The 24,992-nt window shown below is 31.1% G+C and carries 22 protein-coding genes; 13 read left to right on the top strand and 9 right to left on the bottom strand.

Features of this window, described 5'->3' with window-relative positions; all coding sequences use genetic code 11:
• The 6 genes from VJY32_RS05640 to lgt all read right to left on the bottom strand — a co-directional run bounded on the left by VJY32_RS05640 (window position 1) and on the right by lgt (window position 4,262).
• Entirely contained in the window at window positions 1-420 is a 420-nt protein-coding gene (locus VJY32_RS05640; protein WP_353676922.1) for a TIR domain-containing protein, read from the bottom strand.
• Window positions 417-1,463, bottom strand: a complete 1,047-nt coding sequence (locus VJY32_RS05635; protein ID WP_353676921.1) for a hypothetical protein — start codon at window positions 1,461-1,463, stop codon at window positions 417-419. The genes VJY32_RS05640 and VJY32_RS05635 overlap by 4 nt, the downstream gene beginning before the upstream one ends.
• Window positions 1,447-2,304: a DNA-methyltransferase gene (locus tag VJY32_RS05630; protein WP_353676920.1), complete on the bottom strand. Its 858-nt coding sequence runs from the start codon at window positions 2,302-2,304 to the stop codon at window positions 1,447-1,449. The genes VJY32_RS05635 and VJY32_RS05630 overlap by 17 nt, the downstream gene beginning before the upstream one ends.
• A gap of 5 nt (window positions 2,305-2,309) precedes the next feature.
• Window positions 2,310-2,513, bottom strand: a complete 204-nt coding sequence (locus tag VJY32_RS05625) for a helix-turn-helix domain-containing protein (RefSeq protein ID WP_353676919.1) — start codon at window positions 2,511-2,513, stop codon at window positions 2,310-2,312.
• Between the two features lie 240 nt (window positions 2,514-2,753).
• Window positions 2,754-3,458 carry a TolB family protein gene (locus tag VJY32_RS05620; protein ID WP_353676918.1) on the bottom strand — a complete coding sequence of 235 codons (705 nt, stop codon included), beginning with the start codon at window positions 3,456-3,458 and terminating at the stop codon, window positions 2,754-2,756.
• A gap of 18 nt (window positions 3,459-3,476) precedes the next feature.
• A complete protein-coding gene (lgt, locus tag VJY32_RS05615) occupies window positions 3,477-4,262 on the bottom strand; it encodes a prolipoprotein diacylglyceryl transferase (protein ID WP_353676917.1) in 786 nt (261 codons plus the stop codon).
• A gap of 213 nt (window positions 4,263-4,475) precedes the next feature.
• On the opposite strand from lgt, the gene VJY32_RS05610 reads away from it, so the two are divergent.
• The 6 genes from VJY32_RS05610 to VJY32_RS05585 all read left to right on the top strand — a co-directional run bounded on the left by VJY32_RS05610 (window position 4,476) and on the right by VJY32_RS05585 (window position 12,330).
• Entirely contained in the window at window positions 4,476-6,965 is a 2,490-nt protein-coding gene (locus VJY32_RS05610; protein ID WP_353676916.1) for a Lon protease family protein, read from the top strand.
• Window positions 6,962-8,389: a pyruvate kinase gene (gene pyk / locus VJY32_RS05605; RefSeq protein WP_353676915.1), complete on the top strand. Its 1,428-nt coding sequence runs from the start codon at window positions 6,962-6,964 to the stop codon at window positions 8,387-8,389. The genes VJY32_RS05610 and pyk overlap by 4 nt, the downstream gene beginning before the upstream one ends.
• Window positions 8,390-8,448: 59 nt before the next feature.
• On the top strand, window positions 8,449-9,486 hold the full coding sequence (gene amrS, locus VJY32_RS05600) for an AmmeMemoRadiSam system radical SAM enzyme (RefSeq protein WP_434968530.1): 1,038 nt from the start codon (window positions 8,449-8,451) through the stop codon (window positions 9,484-9,486).
• 145 nt (window positions 9,487-9,631) lie between these two features.
• The gene (locus VJY32_RS05595) at window positions 9,632-10,141 is read left to right on the top strand and encodes a hypothetical protein (protein ID WP_353676913.1); all 510 of its coding nucleotides are present in this window, start codon (window positions 9,632-9,634) and stop codon (window positions 10,139-10,141) included.
• Between the two features lie 666 nt (window positions 10,142-10,807).
• On the top strand, window positions 10,808-11,902 hold the full coding sequence (locus tag VJY32_RS05590) for a sensor histidine kinase (protein WP_353676912.1): 1,095 nt from the start codon (window positions 10,808-10,810) through the stop codon (window positions 11,900-11,902).
• On the top strand, window positions 11,890-12,330 hold the full coding sequence (locus VJY32_RS05585) for a response regulator (protein ID WP_353676911.1): 441 nt from the start codon (window positions 11,890-11,892) through the stop codon (window positions 12,328-12,330). The genes VJY32_RS05590 and VJY32_RS05585 overlap by 13 nt, the downstream gene beginning before the upstream one ends.
• 103 nt (window positions 12,331-12,433) lie before the next feature.
• On the opposite strand, the gene VJY32_RS05580 is transcribed toward VJY32_RS05585, so the two are convergent.
• From VJY32_RS05580 to VJY32_RS05570, 3 genes are read right to left on the bottom strand one after another with little or no spacing between them, the layout of a single operon-like run.
• Complete coding sequence (locus VJY32_RS05580) at window positions 12,434-13,711, bottom strand: adenosylhomocysteinase (RefSeq protein WP_353676910.1); 1,278 nt, start codon at window positions 13,709-13,711, stop codon at window positions 12,434-12,436.
• A gap of 15 nt (window positions 13,712-13,726) precedes the next feature.
• Window positions 13,727-14,872 (bottom strand): methionine adenosyltransferase, encoded by a 1,146-nt coding sequence (metK, locus tag VJY32_RS05575; RefSeq protein ID WP_353676909.1) that lies wholly within the window; start codon window positions 14,870-14,872, stop codon window positions 13,727-13,729.
• Window positions 14,873-14,892: 20 nt separating this feature from the next.
• On the bottom strand, window positions 14,893-15,870 hold the full coding sequence (locus tag VJY32_RS05570; RefSeq protein WP_353676908.1) for a sugar phosphate nucleotidyltransferase: 978 nt from the start codon (window positions 15,868-15,870) through the stop codon (window positions 14,893-14,895).
• 167 nt (window positions 15,871-16,037) lie between these two features.
• Between VJY32_RS05570 and VJY32_RS05565 the strand changes: the two genes are divergently transcribed.
• The 7 genes from VJY32_RS05565 to VJY32_RS05535 all read left to right on the top strand — a co-directional run bounded on the left by VJY32_RS05565 (window position 16,038) and on the right by VJY32_RS05535 (window position 24,912).
• Window positions 16,038-16,748: a DUF6901 family protein gene (locus VJY32_RS05565; RefSeq protein WP_353676907.1), complete on the top strand. Its 711-nt coding sequence runs from the start codon at window positions 16,038-16,040 to the stop codon at window positions 16,746-16,748.
• A gap of 165 nt (window positions 16,749-16,913) precedes the next feature.
• Entirely contained in the window at window positions 16,914-17,858 is a 945-nt protein-coding gene (locus VJY32_RS05560) for an ABC transporter ATP-binding protein (protein ID WP_353676906.1), read from the top strand.
• Window positions 17,839-18,987, top strand: coding sequence for an ABC transporter permease (locus VJY32_RS05555; protein WP_353676905.1), 1,149 nt, complete (start codon window positions 17,839-17,841; stop codon window positions 18,985-18,987). The genes VJY32_RS05560 and VJY32_RS05555 overlap by 20 nt, the downstream gene beginning before the upstream one ends.
• A 17-nt stretch (window positions 18,988-19,004) precedes the next feature.
• The gene (locus VJY32_RS05550) at window positions 19,005-20,132 is read left to right on the top strand and encodes an ABC transporter permease (protein ID WP_353676904.1); all 1,128 of its coding nucleotides are present in this window, start codon (window positions 19,005-19,007) and stop codon (window positions 20,130-20,132) included.
• Between the two features lie 209 nt (window positions 20,133-20,341).
• On the top strand, window positions 20,342-22,204 hold the full coding sequence (locus VJY32_RS05545; protein WP_353676903.1) for a T9SS type A sorting domain-containing protein: 1,863 nt from the start codon (window positions 20,342-20,344) through the stop codon (window positions 22,202-22,204).
• 575 nt (window positions 22,205-22,779) lie between these two features.
• On the top strand, window positions 22,780-23,991 hold the full coding sequence (locus VJY32_RS05540; protein ID WP_353676902.1) for a radical SAM protein: 1,212 nt from the start codon (window positions 22,780-22,782) through the stop codon (window positions 23,989-23,991).
• Between the two features lie 321 nt (window positions 23,992-24,312).
• Window positions 24,313-24,912: a TetR/AcrR family transcriptional regulator gene (locus tag VJY32_RS05535; protein WP_353676901.1), complete on the top strand. Its 600-nt coding sequence runs from the start codon at window positions 24,313-24,315 to the stop codon at window positions 24,910-24,912.
• The last annotated feature ends 80 nt before the right edge of the window (window positions 24,913-24,992 follow it).

Genomic DNA, 24,992 nt, shown 5'->3' with positions numbered 1-24,992 from the left:
TTATCTTTCGCCATTTAATAGCCGCTTTAGATTATCCCAGGTCCATTTATAAATTTTATCACTCTCTTTCGCAGTTCTTGGTTTAACACAGGTTTTATCACTTCTACCCCACAGCAAGAAATAAGGTTTACCCTCCTCTTGCGTAATTTTAACTTCAGCAGCTACACCATTTGCGGTATTTGTATATTCTCCGCATATTACAATAACTTGATCTACCTTTCTAATTCTCTGTCGCACCTTTTCTTTCCAATCACCAACAAGTTCTTCTTTTACTGACATATCAATTATTTCAAAAGGGCTGTCTTCATTTTTTGCTTGACCAACAAGTAAGTTTTTCAGATCCACATCGTGATCATAATCAAAACTAATAAATACCTTTACCTTAGGGTTTGATTTGTAAAAATAGTTATAGTAGCTCATAATAGCATAATTTGAAAGTTATTAACCTTTGCTTCTACTCGCAAAAGTTTTAAAATTTCCTTTTGCGAAGAAGAAAGTTGATTTTCATTAAAATGATTTTCGACCGTTAACTTTAACACGGCTATTGACTTATACTTTTCTCCGTCCGCTTTTACACCCTCAAGATTAGTAAATAGAATCATTTTTAATAAGCCATCTTTTATGTCTTCCAATGACGGCAAGGAATTCGTTTTGCTGTGTTTCCCTTCAATCAAGAAAACGTTATTTCCTCTAATTTCTACCTCATCGGCAGTAAAGTAATAAAATCCACCCAAATAATTCTGTATTGTAATAATAGCTTTTGTTCCAGAGAGATTTTCTTTCGGTTGAACAGTCAATCGTTCTCTTCTTTGCGCTTTTTCTGCTAAAGCTCGTGAGAGATTCATAAATTCTTCTTTGCCTCTCAATAGTTCATTTATTCTTTTTTCTGCACTTTGTCGTGAATGCATCTCCACTTTTAATTTCTTTGAAATTTTATCATACGCCTCTAAAGCTTTTTGCCCAATTTGTCCTGCATTATCTATATGAGCAATATTCCAGTGTAAAGCATCTGATTGATAAGAAAGAATGTTTTTAATCTGCTCTTTAAGATAGTTAGCATCAAAACGTTGGTTTGTAATTTTGTTTTTGTATCTTTTGCTGGGTTCTGCTTCGTTATAATAAGCGATGATTACATAAATTCCTAATAAACTCATCAATGAAACAGTATCCCATTGTAAAAAATCCCTATCTCCTTCTTTGCCCTCATCTTTCATAATCGGAATGATTGTTATCTTTTTTCCAGAAAACCCTAAAGTATCATAAACTCTTGCGTAGGGATAAGAACGAGTGCGTTTAGCTGAAACCCACCAACTTATTGCAACTTTATTTTCTTTATTGATTTGTAAAATAAAAGAGGCAGAAGAAGCAAGTGCTTTTTCCAATTCGCTAAATTCAAAAACCTCTAAATCTCTACAAAGAAGTGGCTTATATTTTATACCTTTTATTTTAGCTGATAGGTCCATATTTACCTGGTTTTCTATAAATAATTTCTAACTTATCATTTTTATCTGAAAGAAAATCGCTTTGTTCTCCGGCGAAACCCAGTTTTTCTTTAATAATCGGGACTAACGATTTTTTAATTTCAATACCGATGCTGTTCCTCCCTAAATCTCTTGCAGCTTTCATAGTTGTTCCGCTACCAACAAAAGGATCTAATACTGTTTCCCCCTTATAAGAAAATAGTTTGATAATACGATAGGGCAACTCATAAGGGAAAGCCGCAATATCCTTTTCCAAAGGAGAGCCGGGTAAAACATTATTCATTTCCCAAAGCGTCATATACCATTTTTTATTGGAAAATTCTTTTGTATCAATTTTTGAAACATCCCGAACTTCTTTTGAGATAGAACGATAATTAAATTTTCCTTTTTGAAAAATGATAATACTTTCTAAAAGATTATCAGGGTAAAAATACATTGGATAAGGATTTTGAAGAATGACACCGCTTCTGCGACTAATTCTTAAATAGCCGTCTGGTTTCTTCCAAATAATTCTATCTCTATATCTAAAACCGGCTTCTTGAAAAATTTTTATTGCATCCGCAACTATCGGAAATTTCTCGCCGTTTATTAACATGTCATCAATATTTAAAACTGCTATTCTGCCTTCTTGCAGAACGCGAAAGGTCTCCGTTGCAAACCGTCGCAATACTCCAAGATATTGATCATAATTTTTAAATAAACCCTTATAATCAAAAGGGGCATTAAAATATGGCGGTGATGTAACCATTAAATGAACAGTCCCATCAGGTATCTCTTCCATAACCATACAATTTCCAATTATAAGTTTGTGAATTGTTGACATAAGTTTTAATCCTTAAATAAATCAGCGACGGAGACGCCAAGAGCCTTGGCGATTTTTTCTAAAGTTTCTACGGTAGGATTTGGATTTTCGCCGGTTTCAATTTTAACAATAGTATTTAAAGCCAAATCTGCTTCCTTGGAAAGGCGATCTTGAGATATACCCTTTTTCTGTCTTAATTTACGAATATTATCACTAATTTTGCTTGCCATATTCTTTCCTTGTCTTTCACAAACTATTTTAATACACTAATTATAGTAAACAAACTTATTATTACCTATTAAAGTATAGGTAATTTTTTAAACAAAGTCAATAAAAATCAAGGGGGTAACGGAAAAGAATTTTTTGACCGCTTGCCGTTTCAAGGATGTAGGTGGGAGAGTGTTACTGATGGCGATGCATAAATCGGTTATTGTTTTGTTCAAAATAGGTTGCACTTCTTTTATTAATTATTAAACATTATGCTTAGAATCCCTCGAAAAAAATGCACCACCGTCGTATCCAAGTGTTTTTGTAAGTTGCAATAATTTGCCTGTCGAAATTTCATACCGCCATAGTTCAAGGTCGCCGGATCTTGTTGAAGTAAATACAATATATTTCCCATCAGGTGAAACTGTAGCTTCTGCATCGTAGCCATCACCTCCAATTAAAATTTTTGGTTCCGAACCATCTGAATTTGCAATATAAATATCATAAGTCTTGTAAAGTGGCCATACATATCTCCCATTTGAAAACATTTTTGATTCAGGACATTTTTCATCTGCAGCATGTGTTGAAGAATAAATTATTCTGCCATCAGGTAAAAAGAAGCTGCAGGTTGTTCTCCCCTTTCCTGTAGAAACTAATTTATATTTGTTTTGATTTTCTAATGGACTTCCGTCAGAATTCATTATAAAAATCTGGTCACAACCCAGAGAATTAATTTTATACCAATCACTTTGAAATATTAACTTTCTGTTATCAAAGCTCCAGTAAGCTTCTGCATTATTTCCACCAAAAGTAAGTTGACGAATATTTCTTAAATGAATCTCCCCTTCGTATCTTAAAGAATCTTTCGTTGGGTCATAATTTCCATTACTATTTATTTTTTGAATACTAAATTCAATTGATAGAATAAAGACTAATGATATTGCTGTAAAAAATAATTTATTATTCATGAGATTTCTTTCTGGTTGTTATTTGATTACAATGGATTTTTTGTCTTTACGAAATAAAAGATAAAAACCTGCAATGATGAATGGAATACTTAAAAGTTGTCCCATATTAAGTGGAAGGTATTGTTCGAAGTAAGTTTGGTCTTCTTTTATGAATTCAACAAAGAATCTAAATGTGAAAACAAGAATAAGGAATATTCCTAATAAAAAGCCATTTTTAAATTTGGCATTCGAACGGTAATAGTAAGTCAGGAGAAAAATAAATATTAATAAATATGCAATTGATTCAAAAAGTTGTGCAGGATAGCGCGGGACATTATCGACGGCTGTAAAAATAAATCCCCACGAAGCATTTGTTGGTTTACCAATAATTTCGGAATTGAAAAGATTTCCAAGTCGAATAAATGAACCTCCGAGTGCTGCTGGGATTGCAATTCTATCAAGCAGCCATAAATATGAATATTGATTTTTCTTTTTTACGAAGTAATAAATTGCGATTAGAATTCCAATTGCACCGCCGTGACTTGCTAATCCACCTTTCCAGACCTGCAGAATTTCTAATGGGTTAGATAAGTAATAAGCTGGATTATAAAATAAACAATGTCCTAATCTTGCACCTATAACAGTTCCTAAAATCATATACCAGAGCAAATCATTTAAATCAGCTTCTTTTCTATTTTCTCTTTTGAAAATGAATGACATAATTTGATAGCCTACAAGAAATCCAAGCGCAAATAGTAAGCCATACCACCTGATTGTAAATGGTCCAAGTTTCAAAATTTCGGGATTAACATCCCAGTAAATCAATCTTATCCTCAATTAGTCTTATCTTGTTACAAACAAATTTAGCAATCATAAGGTTATAAAACAAAAATATGATTCATTATGATTTCTAAAACTAATAATCTCTTTTTATTTGAACAGATACGATTTGAAATTAGATTCTTAATTTTAGATTAGATTAACACCACTTTAATTTTTATTTTTGAACAGAGAATGACTTCAAAAAGGAATTTAATTATGACACTAAAAAAAGCAGCAAAACATTGTGAACTAAAAGTTGATGAATTAAAGTGGACATGCGACCCAAAGATTTTCGAATTTGAAAGCACGGAAAAATTAGAACCAATTGAAGGAATTGTTGGCCAAGAACGAGCATTAAAAGCATTAAAAATTGGCGTTGAGCTGAAAAGTCATGGATATAATATTTTTGTTACAGGATTATCAGGCACAGGTAAATTAACTTCAATAAAAAAAATGCTTGAGTCAATTGCACCAAATTGTGAGAATCAACTTTATGATTATGCATATGTAAATAATTTTAAGGATGAAGATAGACCGCTATTGCTTCAATTTCCTGCTGGAATGGCAAAAAAGTTTAAGAGAGATTTAAATCGAGCAATTAAATTTTTGCAGGAAAGAATTCCTCAAGTTTTATCAACTGAACCTTTTGTAAGCAAGAAAAAACAAATTTTATCTGATTACACCAAACAGCAAAGAGCAATAATGCTCGGTTTTGAGGATAAACTCAGAAAAGATAATTTCACACTCGGCGAAGTTAAAATGGGTGAAATGGTTCGTCCAGAAATTTTAGCTGTGATTGACAATCAACCATTTTTTGTAACTCAACTTCAGGATTTAGTAAATGAAAATAGATTATCGCCTGACCAGGCTCAGGAAATTTTTAATAAGTACACTTCTTATCAGGAAGAACTACAGCAGGTTTTTAAGGACAGCTTAAAACTCACACAAGATTTTCAGGAAAAAATTATTCAGCTTGAAACAGAAGCAGTAAGAGTAATAGTTCAGGTAACAATAGATGATTTAAAGAAAAAATATAAATTCAAAAAAGTAAGATATTATCTTGATCAGGTAAGTGAAAATATAATTTTGAACCTTGATATTTTCAAAGGACAAAAACCCATTCGAGAAGAAACTGAAAGTGGAATTATTGTAGATTACTTAAAAGAATATGAAGTAAACATAATTCTTGATAATTCACATACAAAAGAATGTCCTGTAATAATTGAGACAAGTCCAACTTATACAAATCTTTTTGGAACAATAGAAAGAATTAGCGATGGACATGGCGGATGGTATGCAGATTTTACAAGAATTAAAGCTGGTTCACTTCTTAGAGCAAATGGAGGCTTTCTTGTAATTAATGCTCTCGATGCATTAAGTGAACCAGGAGTGTGGCGGTCTCTCAAACGAGTTCTGCTTTATGGAAAATTAGAAATTCAAGACCTTGCGAATCTTTATCAAATTGCCCCAAGTATTTTAAAACCCGAACCAATTCAAATTGACACAAAAATAATCCTTATTGGAAATAATTATATTTATTCCATCTTATCAGCATACGAAGACGACTTTAATAAAATTTTCAAAATAAAAGCAGATTTTGATTATGAAATGGTTCGAACTGACAAAGCATTAACCGAATATGCAAGAGTAATTAAAAAATTAATTCAAACAGAAAAACTACTAGAGTTCGATAAATCAGCAATCGCAAAAATTATTGAATATGGAGCAAGATACGCTGGTGAAAAAAATAAATTAACCACAAGATTTGCATACATTGCAGATTTAGTTCGAGAAGCAAACTTCTGGGCACGTGATAATGGCGATAAAATGGTAGCAGATTATCATGTTGTTCAGGCTTACGAAGCTTCGAAAGAAAGACACGGACTTTATGAATCTAAACTTTCACAAATGATTCATGAAGGAACAATTTTAATTGATACGGAAGGTGAACGTGTTGGAACAATTAATGCACTGGTAGTTTATCAAAGCGGTTCTTATTCATTTGGCAGACCATCAAGAATTACAGCTGCTGTTTCACTTGGCAGTGGTAATATAATCAATGTTGAACGCGAAGCTGGTTTAAGCGGTAATACACATAACAAAGGAGTGTTAATTATTTCAGGTTACTTCAGAGAAAAATTTGGCAAAAGAATTCCTCTATCGTTTAATGCAAATCTTGTATTCGAACAGGGTTATGGATTTATTGACGGCGATAGCGCATCAATTACAGAAATTTGTGCCCTGCTTTCTGCTTTATCTGGTATCCCAATTAAACAATCAATTGCAATTACGGGCTCTGTAAATCAAAAAGGAGAAATTCAGCCAATTGGTGGGGTTAATGAAAAAATCGAAGGTTTCTTTGATGTATGTAAAAAGAAAGGATTGAATGGAAAACATGGTGTTATAATTCCAGTTCAGAATGTAAAAGACCTTATGTTGAAAGATGAAGTTATAAATGCAGTTAAAGAAGGAAAGTTTCATATTTATCCAGTTTCAACTGTTGATGAAGCAATTGAAATCTTAACCGGCATAAAGGCAGGCAGAATGTTAAAAAATGGCAAGCATGAACCGAATACCGTTTTTGGTCTTGTTGAAAAAGAATTAATTGCTATGAAAAAAAGATTGAAACCAGAACCCGCAAAAAAAACGAATTCAAATCAAAAAGAAAATAATTCCAAATCAAGTGAAGGGAAAAAGAAAAAGTGAAAAATCAATTTGCTAAAACAAAAATTCTTGTTACAATTGGTCCAGCTTCTGATACAAAAGAAAAATTAGAAGCATTAATTGATGCTGGAGCTGATGGATTTCGTCTTAATTTTTCACACGGAAATTATGAATATTTTGAACATGTATTTCATCTTATTAATGAAATTTGTGTTGAAAAATCTTTACCCATCCCGATACTAATAGACCTTCAGGGACCAAAAATTAGAATAGGAGAGTTATCGCAGCCGGAGATAAAAGTTAAATCAGGTGATTTACTTGAAATTACAACTCAAAATATCATTGGTACAAAAGAAAAAATTTCTACAAGTTATGTGCAGTTAATTGAAGATGCTCAAATTGGAGAGACAATTTTAATTGATGATGGTTTAATAAAATTAGTGGTGGAAGAAAAAAATAAAGATTCTTTAATGTGCAGGATAATTGAAGGCGGAATCCTGAAACCTAAAAAAGGGATGAATTTACCTGGCATGAAATTAAGCACACCTTCAGTTACAGAAAAAGATTTTAAAGATTTAGAGTTTGCACTCAAACATCGTGTTGATTTTATTGCATTATCTTTTGTAAGAAAACAGGAAGACATAATAAATTTAAGAACGTGGCTCGAAGAAAAAGGGATTAAAATTCCATTGATTGCAAAAATTGAAAAAGAAGAAGCTGTAAAGGATTTTGAAAAAATTCTTGAAGTCTCGGATGGAATTATGATAGCTCGAGGAGATTTAGGTGTGGAAATTGGAGTTCAACAGGTGCCGGTTATTCAGAAAAAAATTATAAGAAGATGCAATGAAGTTGGTAAACTTGTAATTACCGCAACACAAATGCTTGAATCAATGATTAAAAATCCAGTTCCAACACGAGCAGAAGTTTCTGACATTGCTAATGCTGTCTGGGATGGAACTGATGTGGTTATGTTAAGTGGAGAAACATCAGTAGGAAATTTTCCAGTTGAAGCAGTAAAAGTAATGAATCAAATATTGCTTACAACAGAAGCCGAAGCCGGGCATAGAAGAGATGTTAATTATCATATTCCTGATAATATTTTTGAAAACATGATTGATGCAAGTGGAGCAGCTGTGGTAAAAGCAGCCGAACAAATGAATGCTTCTGCAATTGTAATCTTCACACATCTTGGAATTAAAGCAAGTATTGTATCAAAATTCAGACCCGATGCTTCTTTGTTTGCAATCTCTGATAAATTTGAAACACTAAACACATTGAATCTTCATTGGGGAATTAAACCATTCTTTCTTGATAAAATTTATGATGAAGAAATTGCAATAACAAATTCAACAAAATTGTTGAAAGAAAAAAAATTGATTAAAGATGGCGATGTAATTATTTTTACAGCAGGTCAACCAATGGCAGATAAAGGCAGAAGAACCTGGATGAGATTTATTGTTGTTTGATTTTTATAAATAAAAGATTTGTTAAAATGACAGATAGCATTGATAAGGAAGGGGAAGATATGATTGAAAAATTAGAAAAGAAGAATTTGAAATTAGCAAAGTGGTGGCAATTAACTAAAAATAATAAAATCCTTTGCACATTATGTCCCCGCTACTGCACTATCGGAGAAGGTCAGGCAGGCTTTTGTTTCATAAGACAAAATATTGGTGGGAAATTATATTCAATTGGTTATGGCAGACCAACAGGATTTGCAATTGACCCGATTGAGAAAAAACCCCTTAACCATTTTTATCCGGGTACACAAATCTTAAGTTTTGGAACTGCAGGGTGTAATCTCGGTTGCAAGTTTTGTCAAAATTGGTCTATAAGCAAAGCAAAATTGGATAACACAAATTCACTTGAGGCTTCACCTGAAGATGTTGTTGCACTTGCAAAAAAATATCATGTCCCTTCAATTGCATTTACATACAATGACCCTGTAATTTTTGGTGAATATGTAATTGATATTTCTAAACTCGCAAGACAAGAAGGTATTAAAACTGTTATGGTTACTGCTGGATACATAGATAAAGAAGCAAGAAAAGAAGTTTATCAATTTATTGATGCTGCTAATGTTGACTTAAAAGCATTTACAGAAACATTTTATCACAAATTAACTTTTTCACATCTTGAACCTGTGCTCGATACATTAAAGTGGCTTAAGAATGAAACCGATGTTTGGTTTGAAATTACTACTTTGCTAATTCCACAGGAAAATGATTCTCCAGATGAAATTAAAAGTATGTGTGAATGGATATTGAAGAATCTTGGTGATAGCGTGCCTTTACATTTCACCGCATTTCATCCTGATTTTAAGATGAGAGACAAAGAAAGAACCCCACCTTCTACTTTGAGAATGGCAAGAAATATTGCTCTTAGTGAAGGCATAAAATATTGTTACACAGGAAATATTCACGATATTGATGGACAAACAACTTACTGTTCCAACTGTAAAAAAGAATTAATTGTTCGTGATTGGCATTCAATATTGAAATACAAAATGAAAGACGGCAAGTGCATTTATTGCGGTAATATTATTGAAGGAAGATTTGTTTGAAATGTCAGAAGAGTAATAACATTCACAGAAGGGCAAAAATAATTTTAAAAATTTTAGTGTATTTTTTCTTGATTATAAATATATTAATAAAAACTTTTCCTCTCTTTTGTTACTTATTTATTAACATAATAAAATGGGGGTATGTATGAAAAAAGTAATAGGTTCCTGCCTTTTAGTTTTAATGGTTGCGTTGATTTTTTCATCAACAGCATCAGCACAAAATAAGCAATTAAGAATTGGCAAAATCTTTGCAAAAGAAGAAGCCAATCAATTGTTCGGTAAACCTGTATTTTCAATTGCTGTGAAAAAAGATTTACTTAAAGCAGCTGTGGCAAAAGCTGATAAATACATTCTGCTTTCCATTAAAGGCAAATATCCAGTAATTCTTAGTGGTAAACGATTGCCATTGTTATTGGAAAATAATGTATCATTGCAACCCAATGAAAAAGCTTTTGTGTTCAGTAAAGAAGTAGTTGAAGAATTCCTGAACAGCAGTGACGACCCAGTAATTTATTTTGAACTGAGAGGGCTCTATTACAATTCGAACAACATGAAAACTCCAAGCTTAGAATCAGGTTCTACTTTATTTACTGTAAGTAATTCAAGTAATACTTTAGAAATGGCAACAACCTGTCCACCATTTTGTGATGATTAATGAATATAGTTGAACTATCAAAAATATTATTTTACACAAGTATAATAGTTTGGTTATTTCCACCTATTAGAAATTATAAAAGAAAGTATTTTCTTTACTTTGTCTTTTTGGCAATAAGTGATCCTGTTTCATTGTTATTAAGAAAAGTAGGACTTAACTCAAAGTATATTTCTTTTATTTTTATAATTTTTTGCTTTTGCTATTTATTATCAATTTTAGATAAAAGCGAAGTTAGACGTTATAAAAATCTATTAATATTCATTGTATTATTTACATTATTCTTAAATTATATTGTTAATAGACAGGATGTAATATTACTTACTTTCATAATTATTCATTGGATTATTTTCTTAATATTTTTCAAGCGGTTCTCAATTTTTTTAATAAATGAAAGAATTATTAATGCTTTCTATATAGTTTTATTGTTTTATGAATTAACACTAATAACTAAATTTTTAATTATCTTATTTAATACTGAAGATGCTACAGCTTATTTTATTATTACAACTATCTTCCAAATCACCTTTGGACTCTTCTTTTCAATCTTTAGAGAAGATAAAACCAGTATCGCTCTTAAGCGTGGATAATCCGGTTTTACTTGCTCTAATATTGATAGTTGTAGTCCTTTCGATTTCTTATGTTTTTTGGCGGTATATTATTGTTCCTATGCAGAGGAGACATATTGAAGAACAGGAAAGATTGAAACTTCAGCAGACAGAGCTTATGGCTCTGTTTGCTGAACTTGCACCTGACCCGATTATTCGTTTTGATAACAAAGGTAAGATTGTTTTGGCTAATAATTCTGCACATAAAATTATTCCACATAGAATGCTTCTTGGCGAACAAATTGATACTGTTCTTACTTTTATGAAAGATTATGATATTGAAGATATTATAAAAAATGATAAAACTGTTACATGCACATCTGCAATAGCAGGTAATCAATATCAATTTTTAATTGCTGGAATTTCCAGATTAAATGTTTGCCAGGTTTATGGAAGAGATATTTCGGAACTGAAGAAAACAGAGCATGAATTAAAAATTGCTCTCGAAAGAGCTGATGAATCACGCAAGTTAAAAGAATATTTTCTTTCTCAAATATCGCACGAGATTCGTTCGCCTCTGAATGTTATAATTGGCTATGCAGATTTATTTGTTCATGATAAAGATATTGATGATGAAAAAAAACATGCTTATTTAGCTATGATAAACAACAGCAAAAGATTATATCGAACTTTCGATTTGTTAATAAACATGTCGCAGCTTCAAACTCATCAATATCACCCGCGATATGAGAGAGTAGATTTAAATGCTGTTTTAAAGACAATTAAAAACGAATTTGAAAGTCATGCTGAAGAGAAGAAATTAAAATTTATTATTACGAGCAATGTAAATGATGCAATAATAACTGCTGACCATTATTCAGTAACTCAAGCATTAATAAATCTTGTGGATAATGCTATTAAATACACTGAATATGGAAAGGTTGAAGTTGCTCTGGATAGAAGAGGCCACAATTTAGTAATAGAAGTTTCTGATACAGGCATTGGTATTGAAAAAGATTATTTAGAAAAATTATTTACTCCTTTTACTCAAGCCAGTATGTCATATACAAGGCTATATGAAGGAACAGGTTTGGGACTTGCTTTAGTCAAACATTTTCTTGATATAAATAGAGCTGATATAACAGTAAAGAGCGAGCCCAAAAGAGGTTCGGTTTTTACAATTATTTTTAAGGAGGGGTTAAGATGGAAATCTTAGAAAATGCAAAACCAAAAATTTTAATAACAGAAGGGGATGAAGATAATCGCAAATTCTTAAAAAAATTTTTGGGCAAATTTTTTCTGATTGTAACATGCGATTCGGCTGAATTGGCTTACTCATACTTACAAAAAGAAAAGTTCGATTTAATAATATTAGAAATTGCTTTGCGCGGAAAGAAAAATGGATTGGAATTAGCAAAAGAGCTTAAAAACAATCCAGCTTATGCACATATTCCAATTCTTTGTTACACTGGTTATGCTTACCATCAGGATAGAATAAATGCACTCGAAGCAGGTTGTGATATGTATCTCAGCAAACCGTCTGATATTAGAATTTTGGTTAATTCACTTTTTAAATTATTGAATAAAAAGGATGAATCATTTAACGAAAAAGAAATAGGAAATATTTCATTTTCAGGAGCTTAGGAAAAATAAGGGTTGATTAAAAAGTAATTTTCAATTGCAAAATCTATGTTTTCTGTATGCTGTTCTTAAAAAAGCGTTACTTTTTAGTCAACCCTGGAAAAAATTATGTTCCTGCACTATAATCGTTAATATATTTTATTTGTTCTTTAGTAAGCTTATCTATTTTATATCCCATCGTTTTCAATTTAATCTCTGCAATTTCCTGGTCTTGTTCTTCGGGAATTTCAAGAACTTGAGGTTCTAATTTAATTCCTTTTTGTTGGTATTGAACTAATCTTAATTGAGACATAAATTGATTTGCAAAGGACATATCCATTACTTCAGATGGATGGCCTTCTGCAGCTGCGAGATTTACAAGTCTTCCCTTTGCCAGCAAATAAATTCTTCTTCCATCTTTTAAAATATACTCTTCATTATTTGGTCTAACAGTTCTTTTTGATTTACTTAATTGTTCAAGGTGAGGAATATTTATTTCACAGTCGTAATGGCCTGTATTGCAGACAATTGCACCATCTTTCATAACTTTGAAGTGTTTTGATGTAATAACATCTTTAACGCCTGTTGCAGTAATAAAAATATCACCAATTTTTGCAGCCTCATCCATAGGCATAACACGATGTCCGTCAAGTGCAGCTTTAAGAGCAGCTGTTGGTTTTACTTCTGTTATGATTACATTTGCTCCCATACCGGCAGCCCGCATTGCAACTCCGCGTCCACAATGACCATAACCCGCAACTACAAAATTTTTACCTGCAAGTAAAACAGAAGTAGCTCTTAAAATGCCATCTATTGATGATTGACCTGTTCCATAAACATTATCAAAATCCCATTTGGTTTCTGCATCATTTACAGCAATGACGGCATATAGTAATTTATTTGCTGCTGCCATTGCGCGTAGTCTATGAACACCGGTAGTAGTTTCTTCAGTTCCACCAATTATATTTTTTGCAAGATCAGGATATTTATTATGAACAGTAAAAATTAAATCGGCTCCATCATCTAAGGTTAGGTTTGGTTTTATTCGAAGTGTTTGTTCGATAGACCAATAGAACTCCTTAACATTTTGACCATGCCATGCATAAATTTCAATTCCATTTTTTGCCAGAGCCGCAGCAATTTCATCCTGAGTAGAAAGCGGGTTGCAGCCGCTCCAGCTAACCTGTGCACCAGCAGCTTTTAATGTTTCAATTAAAACAGCAGTTTCTTTTGTAACATGAAGACATCCGGCAATTTTATAGCCTTTAAGAGGTTTAGTTTTAGAATATTTTTCTCTTAATGCCATTAAAACAGGCATGCGTGATTCTGCCCATTCTATTTTCTTTCTTCCTTCTGATGCTAATTTTAAATCTCTTACTTTGTATTTGCCTTCTTTGAAATCCATAATGGTAATACTCCTTTAACGAATTATTTTTTTGAATGTTGAAACGAGGTCTAATTTTTCCCAAGTAAAATCTTTATCATTTCTGCCAAAGTGACCATATGCAGAAGTTTTATGATAAATTGGTCTGCGTAGTTTTAATCTTTCAATAATACCACGTGGAGTTAAATCAATTTCTTTTTTGATAATCTTTGCAAGTTCAATATCAGGAATAACACCTGTTCCTTTTGTATTTATAAAAACAGAAACAGGTTGTGCTACTCCAATTGCATAAGCAAGCTGAACGAGACATTCTTTAGCAAGACCTGCAGCTACAATGTTTTTTGCGATATGACGCGCAGCATAAGTTGCACTTCTATCAACTTTAGAAGGGTCTTTGCCAGAAAATGCACCGCCACCGTGAGGAGCCCAGCCCCCATATGTATCAACTATAATTTTTCTCCCTGTTAAACCGCTATCACCATGTGGACCACCAATTTCAAATCTTCCCGTTGGATTAACAAAAAATTTTGTTTTCTTGTCAAGAAAATTTTCGGGTATTACTTTTTTAATTACATTTTCTATAACATCTTCCTTAATTCTTTTTTGACTTACATTTGGGTCGTGTTGTGTTGAGACCACGATAGCATCAACACGAATTGGATTATTATCGTCATCAAATTCAATTGTTACCTGAGATTTTGCATCAGGTCTAAGATAAGGCATCTCGTCTGGTGAATTTTTTCTGATATCGGCAAGTCTTTTAACAAGTTTATGAGCAAAGATTATTGGCATTGGCATAAACTCTGGAGTCTGGTCGCAAGCATAACCGAACATTAAACCTTGGTCGCCTGCACCACCTTTATCAACACCCATAGCAATATCAGGTGATTGAGCATGAATTGAATTAATTACACCGCAGGATTCCGCGTCAAATTTATATTCTGCTTTTGTATAACCAATATTTCTTATAGTAGTTCTTACAATATGTTCTATATCCAGGTAAGCATTTGTAGAAATTTCTCCACCTACAACAACGAGTCCAGTTGTAACAAATGTTTCGCATGCTACTCTGCCTTCAGGGTCTTGTTTTAATACTGAATCTAAAACAGCATCCGAAATAGCATCACAAATTTTATCTGGATGTCCTTCTGATACAGATTCTGATGTAAATAAGTATGGCATTTATAACCTCAACTATTTTATTAGAAAAATTCTATTTCTGACGAATCACCAGCATTTAATTTTTTGAAATTCCCTTTGATAATTGCATTGCTTCCAATAATTGAATTTTCCAGCATAGCTTTATCAATCTTCGCACCTGAACTTATAATCGAATTTTTAATAATAGAATCAGTAATTATACAATCTTCTGAAATTGTTGTGAATGGACCAATAACAGAATTTTTTATTAATGCACTTTCGGAAATAAATACTGGATGATTTATCACAACATCATTGTAGGTTTTAGTAAAATGATTTTTTGTTAGTAAAAATTGATTTGTTGATAATAATGTTTCTGGTTTACCACAGTCATACCATCCTTCAACATGAAATGTTGTAATTACCTCGCCGCGTTCAATCATTAACTGTAAAGCATCTGTTAATTGATATTCGCCTCGTGTTCTAATATCTTTTTTGATTATTTCATCTAAACATTCTTTCAACAACTTTGAATTAGCAATGTAGTAAAGTCCAACAAGTGCAAGATTGGAAACGGGCGTTTGCGGCTTTTCGATTAACTTAATAATTCTATTATTTTCACAAACAGCAACACCAAATCTGGAAGGGTCGTCAACAACTTTAACACCAAGTGATGTTACTTTTTGCAATAAAACATTTTTTAAGTTAACATCAAAAATTGTATCGCCAAGAATTATAAAAATATCATCATCATCAAAAGTTGGAGATGCCATATAAATTGCATGACCAAGGCCAAGAAGTTCTTCCTGTACGACGAACTTTGCTTCTAATTGTTTATAATTTTTATTTATATACTCAATAATTTTTTCTCCCATGTAACCAATAATAAAAGTGGCTTTGGTAATGTTCTCAGAGATAATCTTATCGACAATATGACCCAGAATTGGTTTACCACCAACATTTAACAAAACTTTTGGGAGTGAATAAGTGTGTGGTTTTAATCTTGTACCAAATCCAGCTGCAGGTATTACCGCTCTCAATAACTACTTCCTTTTTTTTACATTCTCAATTTAATTAATAAGGTATCGTTTATCAAATAAGTGATTGTGCATCATAGAAAATCTAAAATTATTTTATGATATTGAAGAAGTAAAACTCATATTCTTGCCAAAAATTTTTTAAGGTATATAAAAAGGAGATTAAATTTATGAATAACTCTGAAAATACATTAAAATATGTATATACATTTGTCTTTAATGATGGAAGAGAAAAGAAATTTGAGATACTGCTTGACAGAAAAACATTGAACATAATATCAAAGGAACAAAAAGAAATTGTTCAATGGGCAAAGCGCGAGCAATTTAAATGTGCGAATGATTTATGCAATTCTATGCACAATGAATATTGTCCAATTGCAGTAAATATTGACAACATAATTAAATTTTTTAGTGATACTAATTCATACGAAACAGTTAAGATTTATGCAGAAGTTGATGAAAGAACTTATTATAAAGAAACATCAGTTCAAAAAGGAATAAGCAGTTTAATTGGAATTATAATGCCTACAAGTGGATGCCCTGTTCTTGCAAAATTAAAACCACTCACAAGATTTCATCTTCCATTTGCTTCAATCGAAGAGACGGAATTTCGAGTTATTGGAATGTATTTATTTGTGCAGTATATGATTATGCAAAGAGGAGGTGAACCTGATTGGGAAATGAAAAAATTGAAACAGATTTATGAAGATATTCTTAAAATTAATAGAACGCTTTCTGAAAAAGTAGCCAACCTTGAAAACAAGGATGCAAGTATAAATGCCATTGTTGCACTCGATAATTTTGCACAATTCATAACAAGCAGTCTTGAATATAATGACCTAACAGATTTCGAAGATATTTTTAAAGAGTGGCTTGAATAATTTATATCAAAATTTTTTTAAATACCTTTGAATATTAGACTAAAACGGGGAGCAAATGAGTATAGATAGAAAATTATACATTTATGAATTAAATTGTGATAATATCACAGTTCATTAAATAAAATAATTGTATTAATTTTATTGCAGCATTTTATTATTAAAAATATGTATAGTATAGAAGTAATAAATCTTACAAAGAAATTTGATTCGTTTACTGCAGTAGATAATATTTCATTTAATGTTAAAGAGGGAGAGATATTTGGATTTCTTGGTGCTAATGGTGCGGGAAAGTCAACCACAATTAGAATGTTATGTGGAATTCTTGAACCGACATCTGGCGATGCAATTGTTGGAGGCTGCAGTGTAGTTGAAAATCCTGATAGAGTAAAATTAAATATTGGTTATATGTCTCAAAAATTTTCTCTTTATAATGATTTAACAGTTGAAGAAAACATAGAATTTTTTGGCGGCATTTATGGATTGCATGGAAAAATTTTGAGAGAGAAAAAAGATTGGGTATTAAAAATTTCTTATTTGAAAGGAAATGAAAAATTATTAACAGGTTCACTGCCGGCAGGAATTAAACAGCGACTTGCTCTTGGTATTGCGGTAATTCATAATCCGAAAATTGTTTTTCTTGATGAACCAACCAGCGGAGTTGACCCAATTTACAGAAGAAACTTCTGGGACTTAATTAATGAACTTTCGAATGAAGGAACTACTGTCCTTGTTACAACTCATTATCTTGAAGAAGCTGAATATTGCAACGATATTATTTTAATAGACTCAGGAAAAATTATTGCACAGGGCAATCCAAAGCAACTGAAAACTAATTACATTGAAAATCCGATTTTCGAAATAGAAAGTAATAATACAATTGAAGCACTTGAAATTCTTGAGAAGCAAAATTTTGTAAGTGAAGTATCAATATTTGGAAATAATCTTCATGTGATTACAAATAATAAATTTCAAAATGTAAATCAGATTAATTCATTGTTGGTAGAAAAAAATATAATTCCTAAAAGAATTAACTCAATAATTCCTACACTTGAAGATGTATTTATTCATCTTTTAGAAAAAAGAAAGGATAATGAAAAAGTTTCATCTTAAGGAAAGTTTTATCAGAATAAAAGCGATATCGAAAAAAGAAATTCGACAGCTACTTCGAGATGTTCGAATGCTGGGAGTTATTTTTTTGTTTCCAATATTTCTTCTGATAGTTTTTGGTTATGCAATTAATTTTGATGTTAGACATGTTAAAATAGCAGTATATGATTTAGATAAATCAACTCTAAGCAGATCTTACATTCAATCTCTAATAAGCAGCGAATATTTTGATTTAGCAGGTTATATAGAAAAAGATAGTCATATTAAAAGAATACTTGATGAAAACTTAGCACAATGTGTAATAGTAATTCCAGAAAATTTTTCAGAAGAAATTAATTCAAATCGAACTGCAAAAATTCAATATTTGATTGATGGTGTTCAGGGAAATACCGCAACTTTAATAATGAATTATGTTAACATAGCAACAGCGGATTTATCAAAAAAAATTACAGTGGAATTTTTAGAAAGAAAGGGAACAAAATTATTTATCCCAATTCAATTAGAACCAAGATTCTGGTTTAATCCTGAATTAAATTCAACTCGATTTTTATTGCCAGGCTTGATAGGGATGATATTAATTCTGGTTGCAGTAGTTACAATTTCTCTTTCAATTGTCAGAGAAAAAGAAAAAGGAACAATTGAACAGCTGAATGTTTCCTCTCTTTCAGTAAATGAACTTCTTCTTGGTAAAATTATTCCATATGTCATTATTGCATTTATTAATGCAGGGATAGTGCTTTTAGCAGGATATTTATTTTTTGATATTACAATTAAAGGAAGTTTTATCTGGTTAACGATATGCACATTTATTTTTCTAACAGCATCTTTAGGAATGGGTATAATTGTATCTGTGATTGCAGATTCACTGCAGGTTGCTTTTCAAATAGGCACATTAATTTCTTTATTACCTTCGTTGTTGTTGTCTGGATTTATATTCCCGATTGAAAGCATGCCGGTTATTATTCAAATAATTACAAATATTACTCCAACTAAATTTTATATAGCATGTCTTAGAGCAATTTTATTGAAAGGAGCGGGAGTGGAAAATTACTGGCAGCAATTACTTTATATGATTTTATTTTCAATCATAAGTGTATCCATTGCAGCAAAAGCTTATTTAAAAAAAAATTAGTTAAACAATAAATATAGATGCAAACTTTAATTTATTTTATTAAAAAAGAACTTCAGCAATTAAAGCGTGACCCGAAAATGTTTTTAATTGTTTTAATTGCTCCTGTTTTACAAACTTTACTTTTAGGATATGCAGCAACATTCGATGTAAATAACATTGATATTATTGTTTTTAATCAGGATAAATCTTACTTAAGCAAAAAGTACTTAGAAAAACTTATTAACTCCGGCTATTTTACATTAAAACAATCCACAAACGAATACAAAGAAATTGAAGAATATATTCTTAGTGGTAAAGCCAATGTTGGGATTGTAATTCCTGTGAATTTTGAAAAAAATATTTACAGCGGGTTAACTTCAAAAATTCAGCTGTTAATTGATGGTTCTGATGGTACTAAAGGTTCAATTTCAATTGGTTATATTCAAGCAATAACTTCAGAATTTTCTCAGGACATAATTAAAGATTTTGCTGCAAAGAGAGGTATAACTATTGTTACAAGGTCAATTCAGCCAGCTGTAAGAATCTGGTATAATCCGGAATTAAAAACAAGAGTGTTCATGGTTCCTGCAATTACAGCATTGCTTTTAATGATAATGACAATGCTTTTAACATCACTTGCAATAGTAAAAGAAAAAGAGGTGGGAACTTTAGAACAGTTAATTGTAACACCAATTAAACCATGGCAGCTTATACTTGGTAAAATTTTGCCATTTGTTATAATAAGTTTTGTAATCATTTTACTAATAAATTCTGTAATGGTCTTCTGGTTTGGAATTTCAATTAGAGGAAATATTTTTTTATTCTTTTTAGCATCTTTAGTTTTTACACTTACAACACTTGGTCTGGGATTGTTTGTATCAACAATATCAAAAACTCAACAGCAAGCTATGATGGTAACAGTTTTTGGTGTTATGTTACCAATGATTTATTTTTCTGGTTTTGTATTCCCTATTGAAAACATGCCGCAAATAATACAATTTATTACTTACATAATTCCATTAAAATATTTTTTAATTATTATAAGAGGAGTAATTCTAAAGGGAAATGGTCTTTATGAATTATGGAAAGAATTAGTTGTTCTTTTTCTAATGGGATTGGTAATTCTCTTTTTAAGTTCGCGAAGATTTCATAAAAAGCTGGGTTGATTATTATTTTCCTTTTGTAACCCCATTATCAGATTTAAATCACATTTAATGTAAACAAGTTTTTTCTTCATGAATTATTGTATAAATTAACTTGTGAATAATAGAGTATTATTTCTTCTGTTTTCTTAGTTCATTGAAAAATTATATGTAAGCTCAAAATGTAACCCTCCTTACAAATTGCCAAATTTCTAATTCATCAAGAGGTAGCCATGAAAAAATCATTCTTATTATTATTCCTCCTTTTTCTGAACATTAAAATTACTGCTGAGAGTGAACCAAATAATAACTATCAGCAAGCATCTCCGCTTACTCTTAACTCCAGTGATAGTGGAACACTTTTTTACACCGATGCACAAAATCACGATGACGAAGATTGGTGGTATGTTATACTTCCAGAGGATGGAAGTCTTTATGTAGAAGTAAACAGCACGAATAATTTAGATATTGATTTATATATTTATGATGTTGATGGGACAACATCAATCGCTTCTTATGATATATCAACTGGTCAACGAGAATCAACACATCATAATGCCTTAAAGGCTGGGAAATATTATATCAAAGCTGTAAGATACAGCGGCTCCGGAAGTTATACTATATTTAATCGATTTACCCCTGCTCCTTATTCAAATGATTTGGAACCAAATGATTCATTTGAACAGGCATTACTGTTGAATCTTAATTCTGAATCTACAGGTCATATCGGCTATTATCAAGCTAATGTTATAGACAATGTTGATTGGTGGAAGGTTGTTATTCCTTACGACGGCAGCTTAAAAATTAGAACAGAGTCAGATTCCGCAGATATTGATTTATATATTTATGATGTTGATGGAACAACATCAATCGCTTCTTATGATATTTCTACAGGTTTAATTGAAGAGACACATTTTAATAATCTTATGCCTGGAACTTACTATGTTAAGGTATCTCGTTACAACAAGCACGGTGGATACAGAATTATTAGTACTTATGTTCAAACATCTATCGAAGGGATTACTACAAATGATATTGAAAATAATGACACTTATGAAAAATCACAGAATTTAGGTGCATTTTCTTTAAGTGGTAATACAGTTAATTATGGTCATTTAGGTTATTATTCAAATAAGTATATAGATGAAGTTGATTGGTGGAATATTGATGTTCAAACAGATGGAGCATTGATTGTTAAGACATTGTCAAACGAAACTCTTGAAATAGATTTATTCTTATACGATGTAGATGGCAAAACTCAAATTGCAAGTTATGATATCAGCACAGGTATTAATGAACAAACACATTTTAATAATTTGAGACCTGGTAAATATTTTGTTAAAGCTGTCAAATACAGTGGATATGGTTCATATAAAATTACAGCAGAATTTAAGAAAGCAACACTTACTAATGATATTGAACCAAATGATAATCTGGCTTTAGCATTTTTAATTAATCCTGAGGTGGTTTATCCGGGTCATCTTGGTTATTATTCAAATGGAATAAATGATGAAAATGATTATTATAAATTAATCTTGTCATCAAATTGGGATTCACTTTATGTTAGAACTGATTCTGATTCTACACTTGATATTGACCTCGCTTTATATGATGCTAATGGTAATCAAATTTCCTCATCAGGAACTGGAGGAACTAAGGAAATAATGTCATATAAAAATGCACTGGCGGGTACTTATTATATAAAAGTATTTAAATATTCAGGTTACGGAAGTTATGCAATGAAAATTACAAATAAATATCCTGGACAACCATTAACTGATGTTAAAGATGAAGAAGTAAAGTTAATTCCTTTATCTTATGTTTTATATCAAAATTATCCTAACCCATTTAATCCTGCAACAACAATAAAATATGAAATTCCTGAAAATGCACATGTTACGCTGAAAGTTTATGATATTCTTGGCAATGAAGTAGCAGTAATTGTTGATGAATATCAAAATGCAGGAATTTATACAGTGAGCTTTTCTGCTGAAAGTTCATCTAGTTCATCCGGGAGAATTTCTTCTGGTGTTTATTTTTATCGATTAGAAGCAAATAATTTTATTCAAACTAAGAAATTTATTTTGATGAAGTAAACATTAGTTAAATATAATCTCAAATTTTATGAAGAGGCTATTTCAAAAGATTTTAAATATAGAAATGTTATTCATATGAAAGTTGGATTTGAATATTTAAAGATTCTGAATTCCCATTACCATAGAAATGGAAAAAATTAAAATGATGAAACAGCCTCTTCTTTTACTTAACAATTTCATTTTACCTACAGTTTATATTTTAATCTGCACAAATAAAAATCTTATTCTATATATAATTTTTCATCTTCATTAAATATTGAATTCATATTCAAGTATAGATTTAGTTTTTATATTTTTTTTGTAGCCAATTTTATTCAAATCAAGATTATTCAATATCATAAAAGGTTGATGCTTATAATCGACCTATTTTTATTGATGGATTTTATATTGATTTTTTGTATTAAATCTTTATTAATAATGAATATTTAGTTAAAATATTTTTTCCATTAAGAAATGATTTTATTACATTTTTATTGTAAAAAATTGATTTATGTAGTCTCTGCCATTATTAAATAAGCTTCATTATTTCGTAATAAGAAAAAAATTAGTCTTTCTAAAATAAATTGAGGGGAACTATGGCAGATTCAATTCTTAACCATCGTGAATTATATCGATTACCATGGACACTTCCAGACAATGCAATTTCCTGGCTTGAACCAACTGCAATGTGTAATCTTGCATGTGATGGTTGTTATCGAGAGAACGAAAAAAACTCTCATAAACCTCTTGATGTAATCAAACATGAACTGGATGTATTTCAGCAAAAAAGAAATTCTGATTGTATTTCGATAGCAGGTGGAGACCCGCTATTACATCCTCAAATAGTTGAAATTGTTGCTGAGATTAAAAAAAGAGGGTTAAAACCAATAGTAAATACTAATGGAGCTGCATTAACAAAAGATTTATTAAAAGATTTGAAAAAGGCAGGAGTTTTTGGATTTACATTTCATGTTGACAGCAAGCAAGGCCGTGGAGGGAAATGGAGAGGGAAAAATGAAGTCGAATTGAACGAACTCCGTTATCAATATGCGAAGATGCTTGCTGATGTAGGTGGTATTGCCTGCTCATTCAATTCGACAGTTTATGAAGATACATTACAATATACTCCTGAATTAATAAAATGGGCTGCAGAGAATATTGATATTGTTCACACAATGGTATTTATATGTTTTCGTCATGTTGTACCATCATTGCCATTTGATTGGTATGCCGGTGGGCAAAAGATCGACTGGCAGAACATTTCTTATCATTCAGATATTGACAGAAAAGTTGATATACTTTCTATAGATGTTTTGAAAGTTGTTAGAGAATATTATCCTGAATTTACCCCTTGTGCTTATTTGAATGGAACAGAGAAAGTTGAGTCTTTCAAATGGTTATTGACAGAAAGAATCGGAACGAAGAAAAAAATCTATGGCTATACTGGTCCAAAATTTTTAGAACTCGTAATGATAGCACATCATTTATTCAAAGGCACATATCTTTCTTATGCCTCTCCAAAAACAACTCGAAGGGGAAGAACTGCAATGCTTCTTTTATGGCCTTTTGACAAAGGATTGAGAAAAGCGATGGTAAACATGTTAAAGAATCCTTTTAGAATTTTTAAGAAAGCACACATGCAAACTATAATGTTTATTCAGCCAGTTGACTTTATGCAGGATGGCCGACAGAGCATGTGCGATGGTTGTCCCGACATTACAGTATGGAATGACGACCTTGTCTGGTCCTGCCGTCTTGAAGAACAAAAAATGTTTGGGACATTTTTGAGATCAGTTCCCAAATTATAAATAATGACTTGAGAACCACTAAGAATATTTTTAATACTTATATTTTTCTTAGTGGTTCTTAAAACCATCTTAAATTTCATTTTAAAATCATACCAGTTATAATACGAAATGTAATACGCATCACTTAGTTCGTTTTGTTAAGATTATTTTTTTAGATAAACAAATTATAATAAAGTTTATTATATACTCAAGCTGCCATGTATTGAGATAAAGTAATATTGTTATGAACAAAATATAACTTTCAAAAATATATTCTTCTGATGCATTGAATGATTTAACTTATCTTTATATTATTGCACATACCAAACGGTCGGTATTTATATGAATACAAAAGATCATATACTTAGAACAGCTTTTAAATTATTTCTTCAGAAAAATTATAAAGAAGTTACACTGAGAGATATTGTAAGGGAAACTGGCTTATCAAAAGGAGGGTTTTACCACTACTTTTCAAGTAAAGAACAATTGTTTATGGAAGTAATCAACACCTATTATTTCGAAAAAATGCAGATAGATTACTCTAAACTTTCACACGATTCATTGCGGGATTTTTATCACGATTATGTAAAACAAGTAAAAAGAACAATGACAACACTAAGAAAAGAATTATTTAAATCTAATACCCCAGTTAACATAAACTATATTACTATTTTGTTTGATGCTATGAAATTATTCCCTGATTTTCAGAATAAAATTAAAAAAGCATTGCGAGAAGAATTAAATGAATGGACTAACATTGTAAAATCTGCAAGAAGAAAAAAAGAATTTTCATCTCCAATGACTGATGAACAAATTGCCCGTATGTTTATTTATTCAAATGATGGTATTGCATTGCGTCTTTTGCTCGAAGGTAATTTGAAAAACATAGATAAAGAAATGCTGAAATTGTGGAATAATTTTTATAAAGAAGTTAAAGATTGACATATTATTCAACCGGTTTGATATTAAACTTAAACTATGGGGTATTGTAGTATAAAAATTAAAAAGTCACAACTTTTTAA

This window comes from Rosettibacter primus (assembly GCF_036860675.1).
Taxonomy (GTDB): domain Bacteria; phylum Bacteroidota; class Ignavibacteria; order Ignavibacteriales; family Melioribacteraceae; genus Rosettibacter; species Rosettibacter primus.
Note: the sequence above shows the minus strand (reverse complement) of the source record. Positions and strands in the feature narration are given on the sequence as shown.

Coding starts and splice junctions, on each gene's coding strand:
- VJY32_RS05640 (WP_353676922.1), bottom strand. CDS start 420: ATGAGCTACTATAACTATTTTTACAAATCAAACCCTAAGGTAAAGGTA.
- VJY32_RS05635 (WP_353676921.1), bottom strand. CDS start 1,463: ATGGACCTATCAGCTAAAATAAAAGGTATAAAATATAAGCCACTTCTT.
- VJY32_RS05630 (WP_353676920.1), bottom strand. CDS start 2,304: ATGTCAACAATTCACAAACTTATAATTGGAAATTGTATGGTTATGGAA.
- VJY32_RS05625 (WP_353676919.1), bottom strand. CDS start 2,513: ATGGCAAGCAAAATTAGTGATAATATTCGTAAATTAAGACAGAAAAAG.
- VJY32_RS05620 (WP_353676918.1), bottom strand. CDS start 3,458: ATGAATAATAAATTATTTTTTACAGCAATATCATTAGTCTTTATTCTA.
- VJY32_RS05610 (WP_353676916.1), top strand. CDS start 4,476: ATGACACTAAAAAAAGCAGCAAAACATTGTGAACTAAAAGTTGATGAA.
- amrS (WP_434968530.1), top strand. CDS start 8,449: ATGATTGAAAAATTAGAAAAGAAGAATTTGAAATTAGCAAAGTGGTGG.
- VJY32_RS05595 (WP_353676913.1), top strand. CDS start 9,632: ATGAAAAAAGTAATAGGTTCCTGCCTTTTAGTTTTAATGGTTGCGTTG.
- VJY32_RS05590 (WP_353676912.1), top strand. CDS start 10,808: ATGCAGAGGAGACATATTGAAGAACAGGAAAGATTGAAACTTCAGCAG.
- VJY32_RS05585 (WP_353676911.1), top strand. CDS start 11,890: ATGGAAATCTTAGAAAATGCAAAACCAAAAATTTTAATAACAGAAGGG.
- VJY32_RS05580 (WP_353676910.1), bottom strand. CDS start 13,711: ATGGATTTCAAAGAAGGCAAATACAAAGTAAGAGATTTAAAATTAGCA.
- metK (WP_353676909.1), bottom strand. CDS start 14,872: ATGCCATACTTATTTACATCAGAATCTGTATCAGAAGGACATCCAGAT.
- VJY32_RS05565 (WP_353676907.1), top strand. CDS start 16,038: ATGAATAACTCTGAAAATACATTAAAATATGTATATACATTTGTCTTT.
- VJY32_RS05560 (WP_353676906.1), top strand. CDS start 16,914: ATGTATAGTATAGAAGTAATAAATCTTACAAAGAAATTTGATTCGTTT.
- VJY32_RS05555 (WP_353676905.1), top strand. CDS start 17,839: ATGAAAAAGTTTCATCTTAAGGAAAGTTTTATCAGAATAAAAGCGATA.
- VJY32_RS05550 (WP_353676904.1), top strand. CDS start 19,005: ATGCAAACTTTAATTTATTTTATTAAAAAAGAACTTCAGCAATTAAAG.
- VJY32_RS05545 (WP_353676903.1), top strand. CDS start 20,342: ATGAAAAAATCATTCTTATTATTATTCCTCCTTTTTCTGAACATTAAA.
- VJY32_RS05540 (WP_353676902.1), top strand. CDS start 22,780: ATGGCAGATTCAATTCTTAACCATCGTGAATTATATCGATTACCATGG.
- VJY32_RS05535 (WP_353676901.1), top strand. CDS start 24,313: ATGAATACAAAAGATCATATACTTAGAACAGCTTTTAAATTATTTCTT.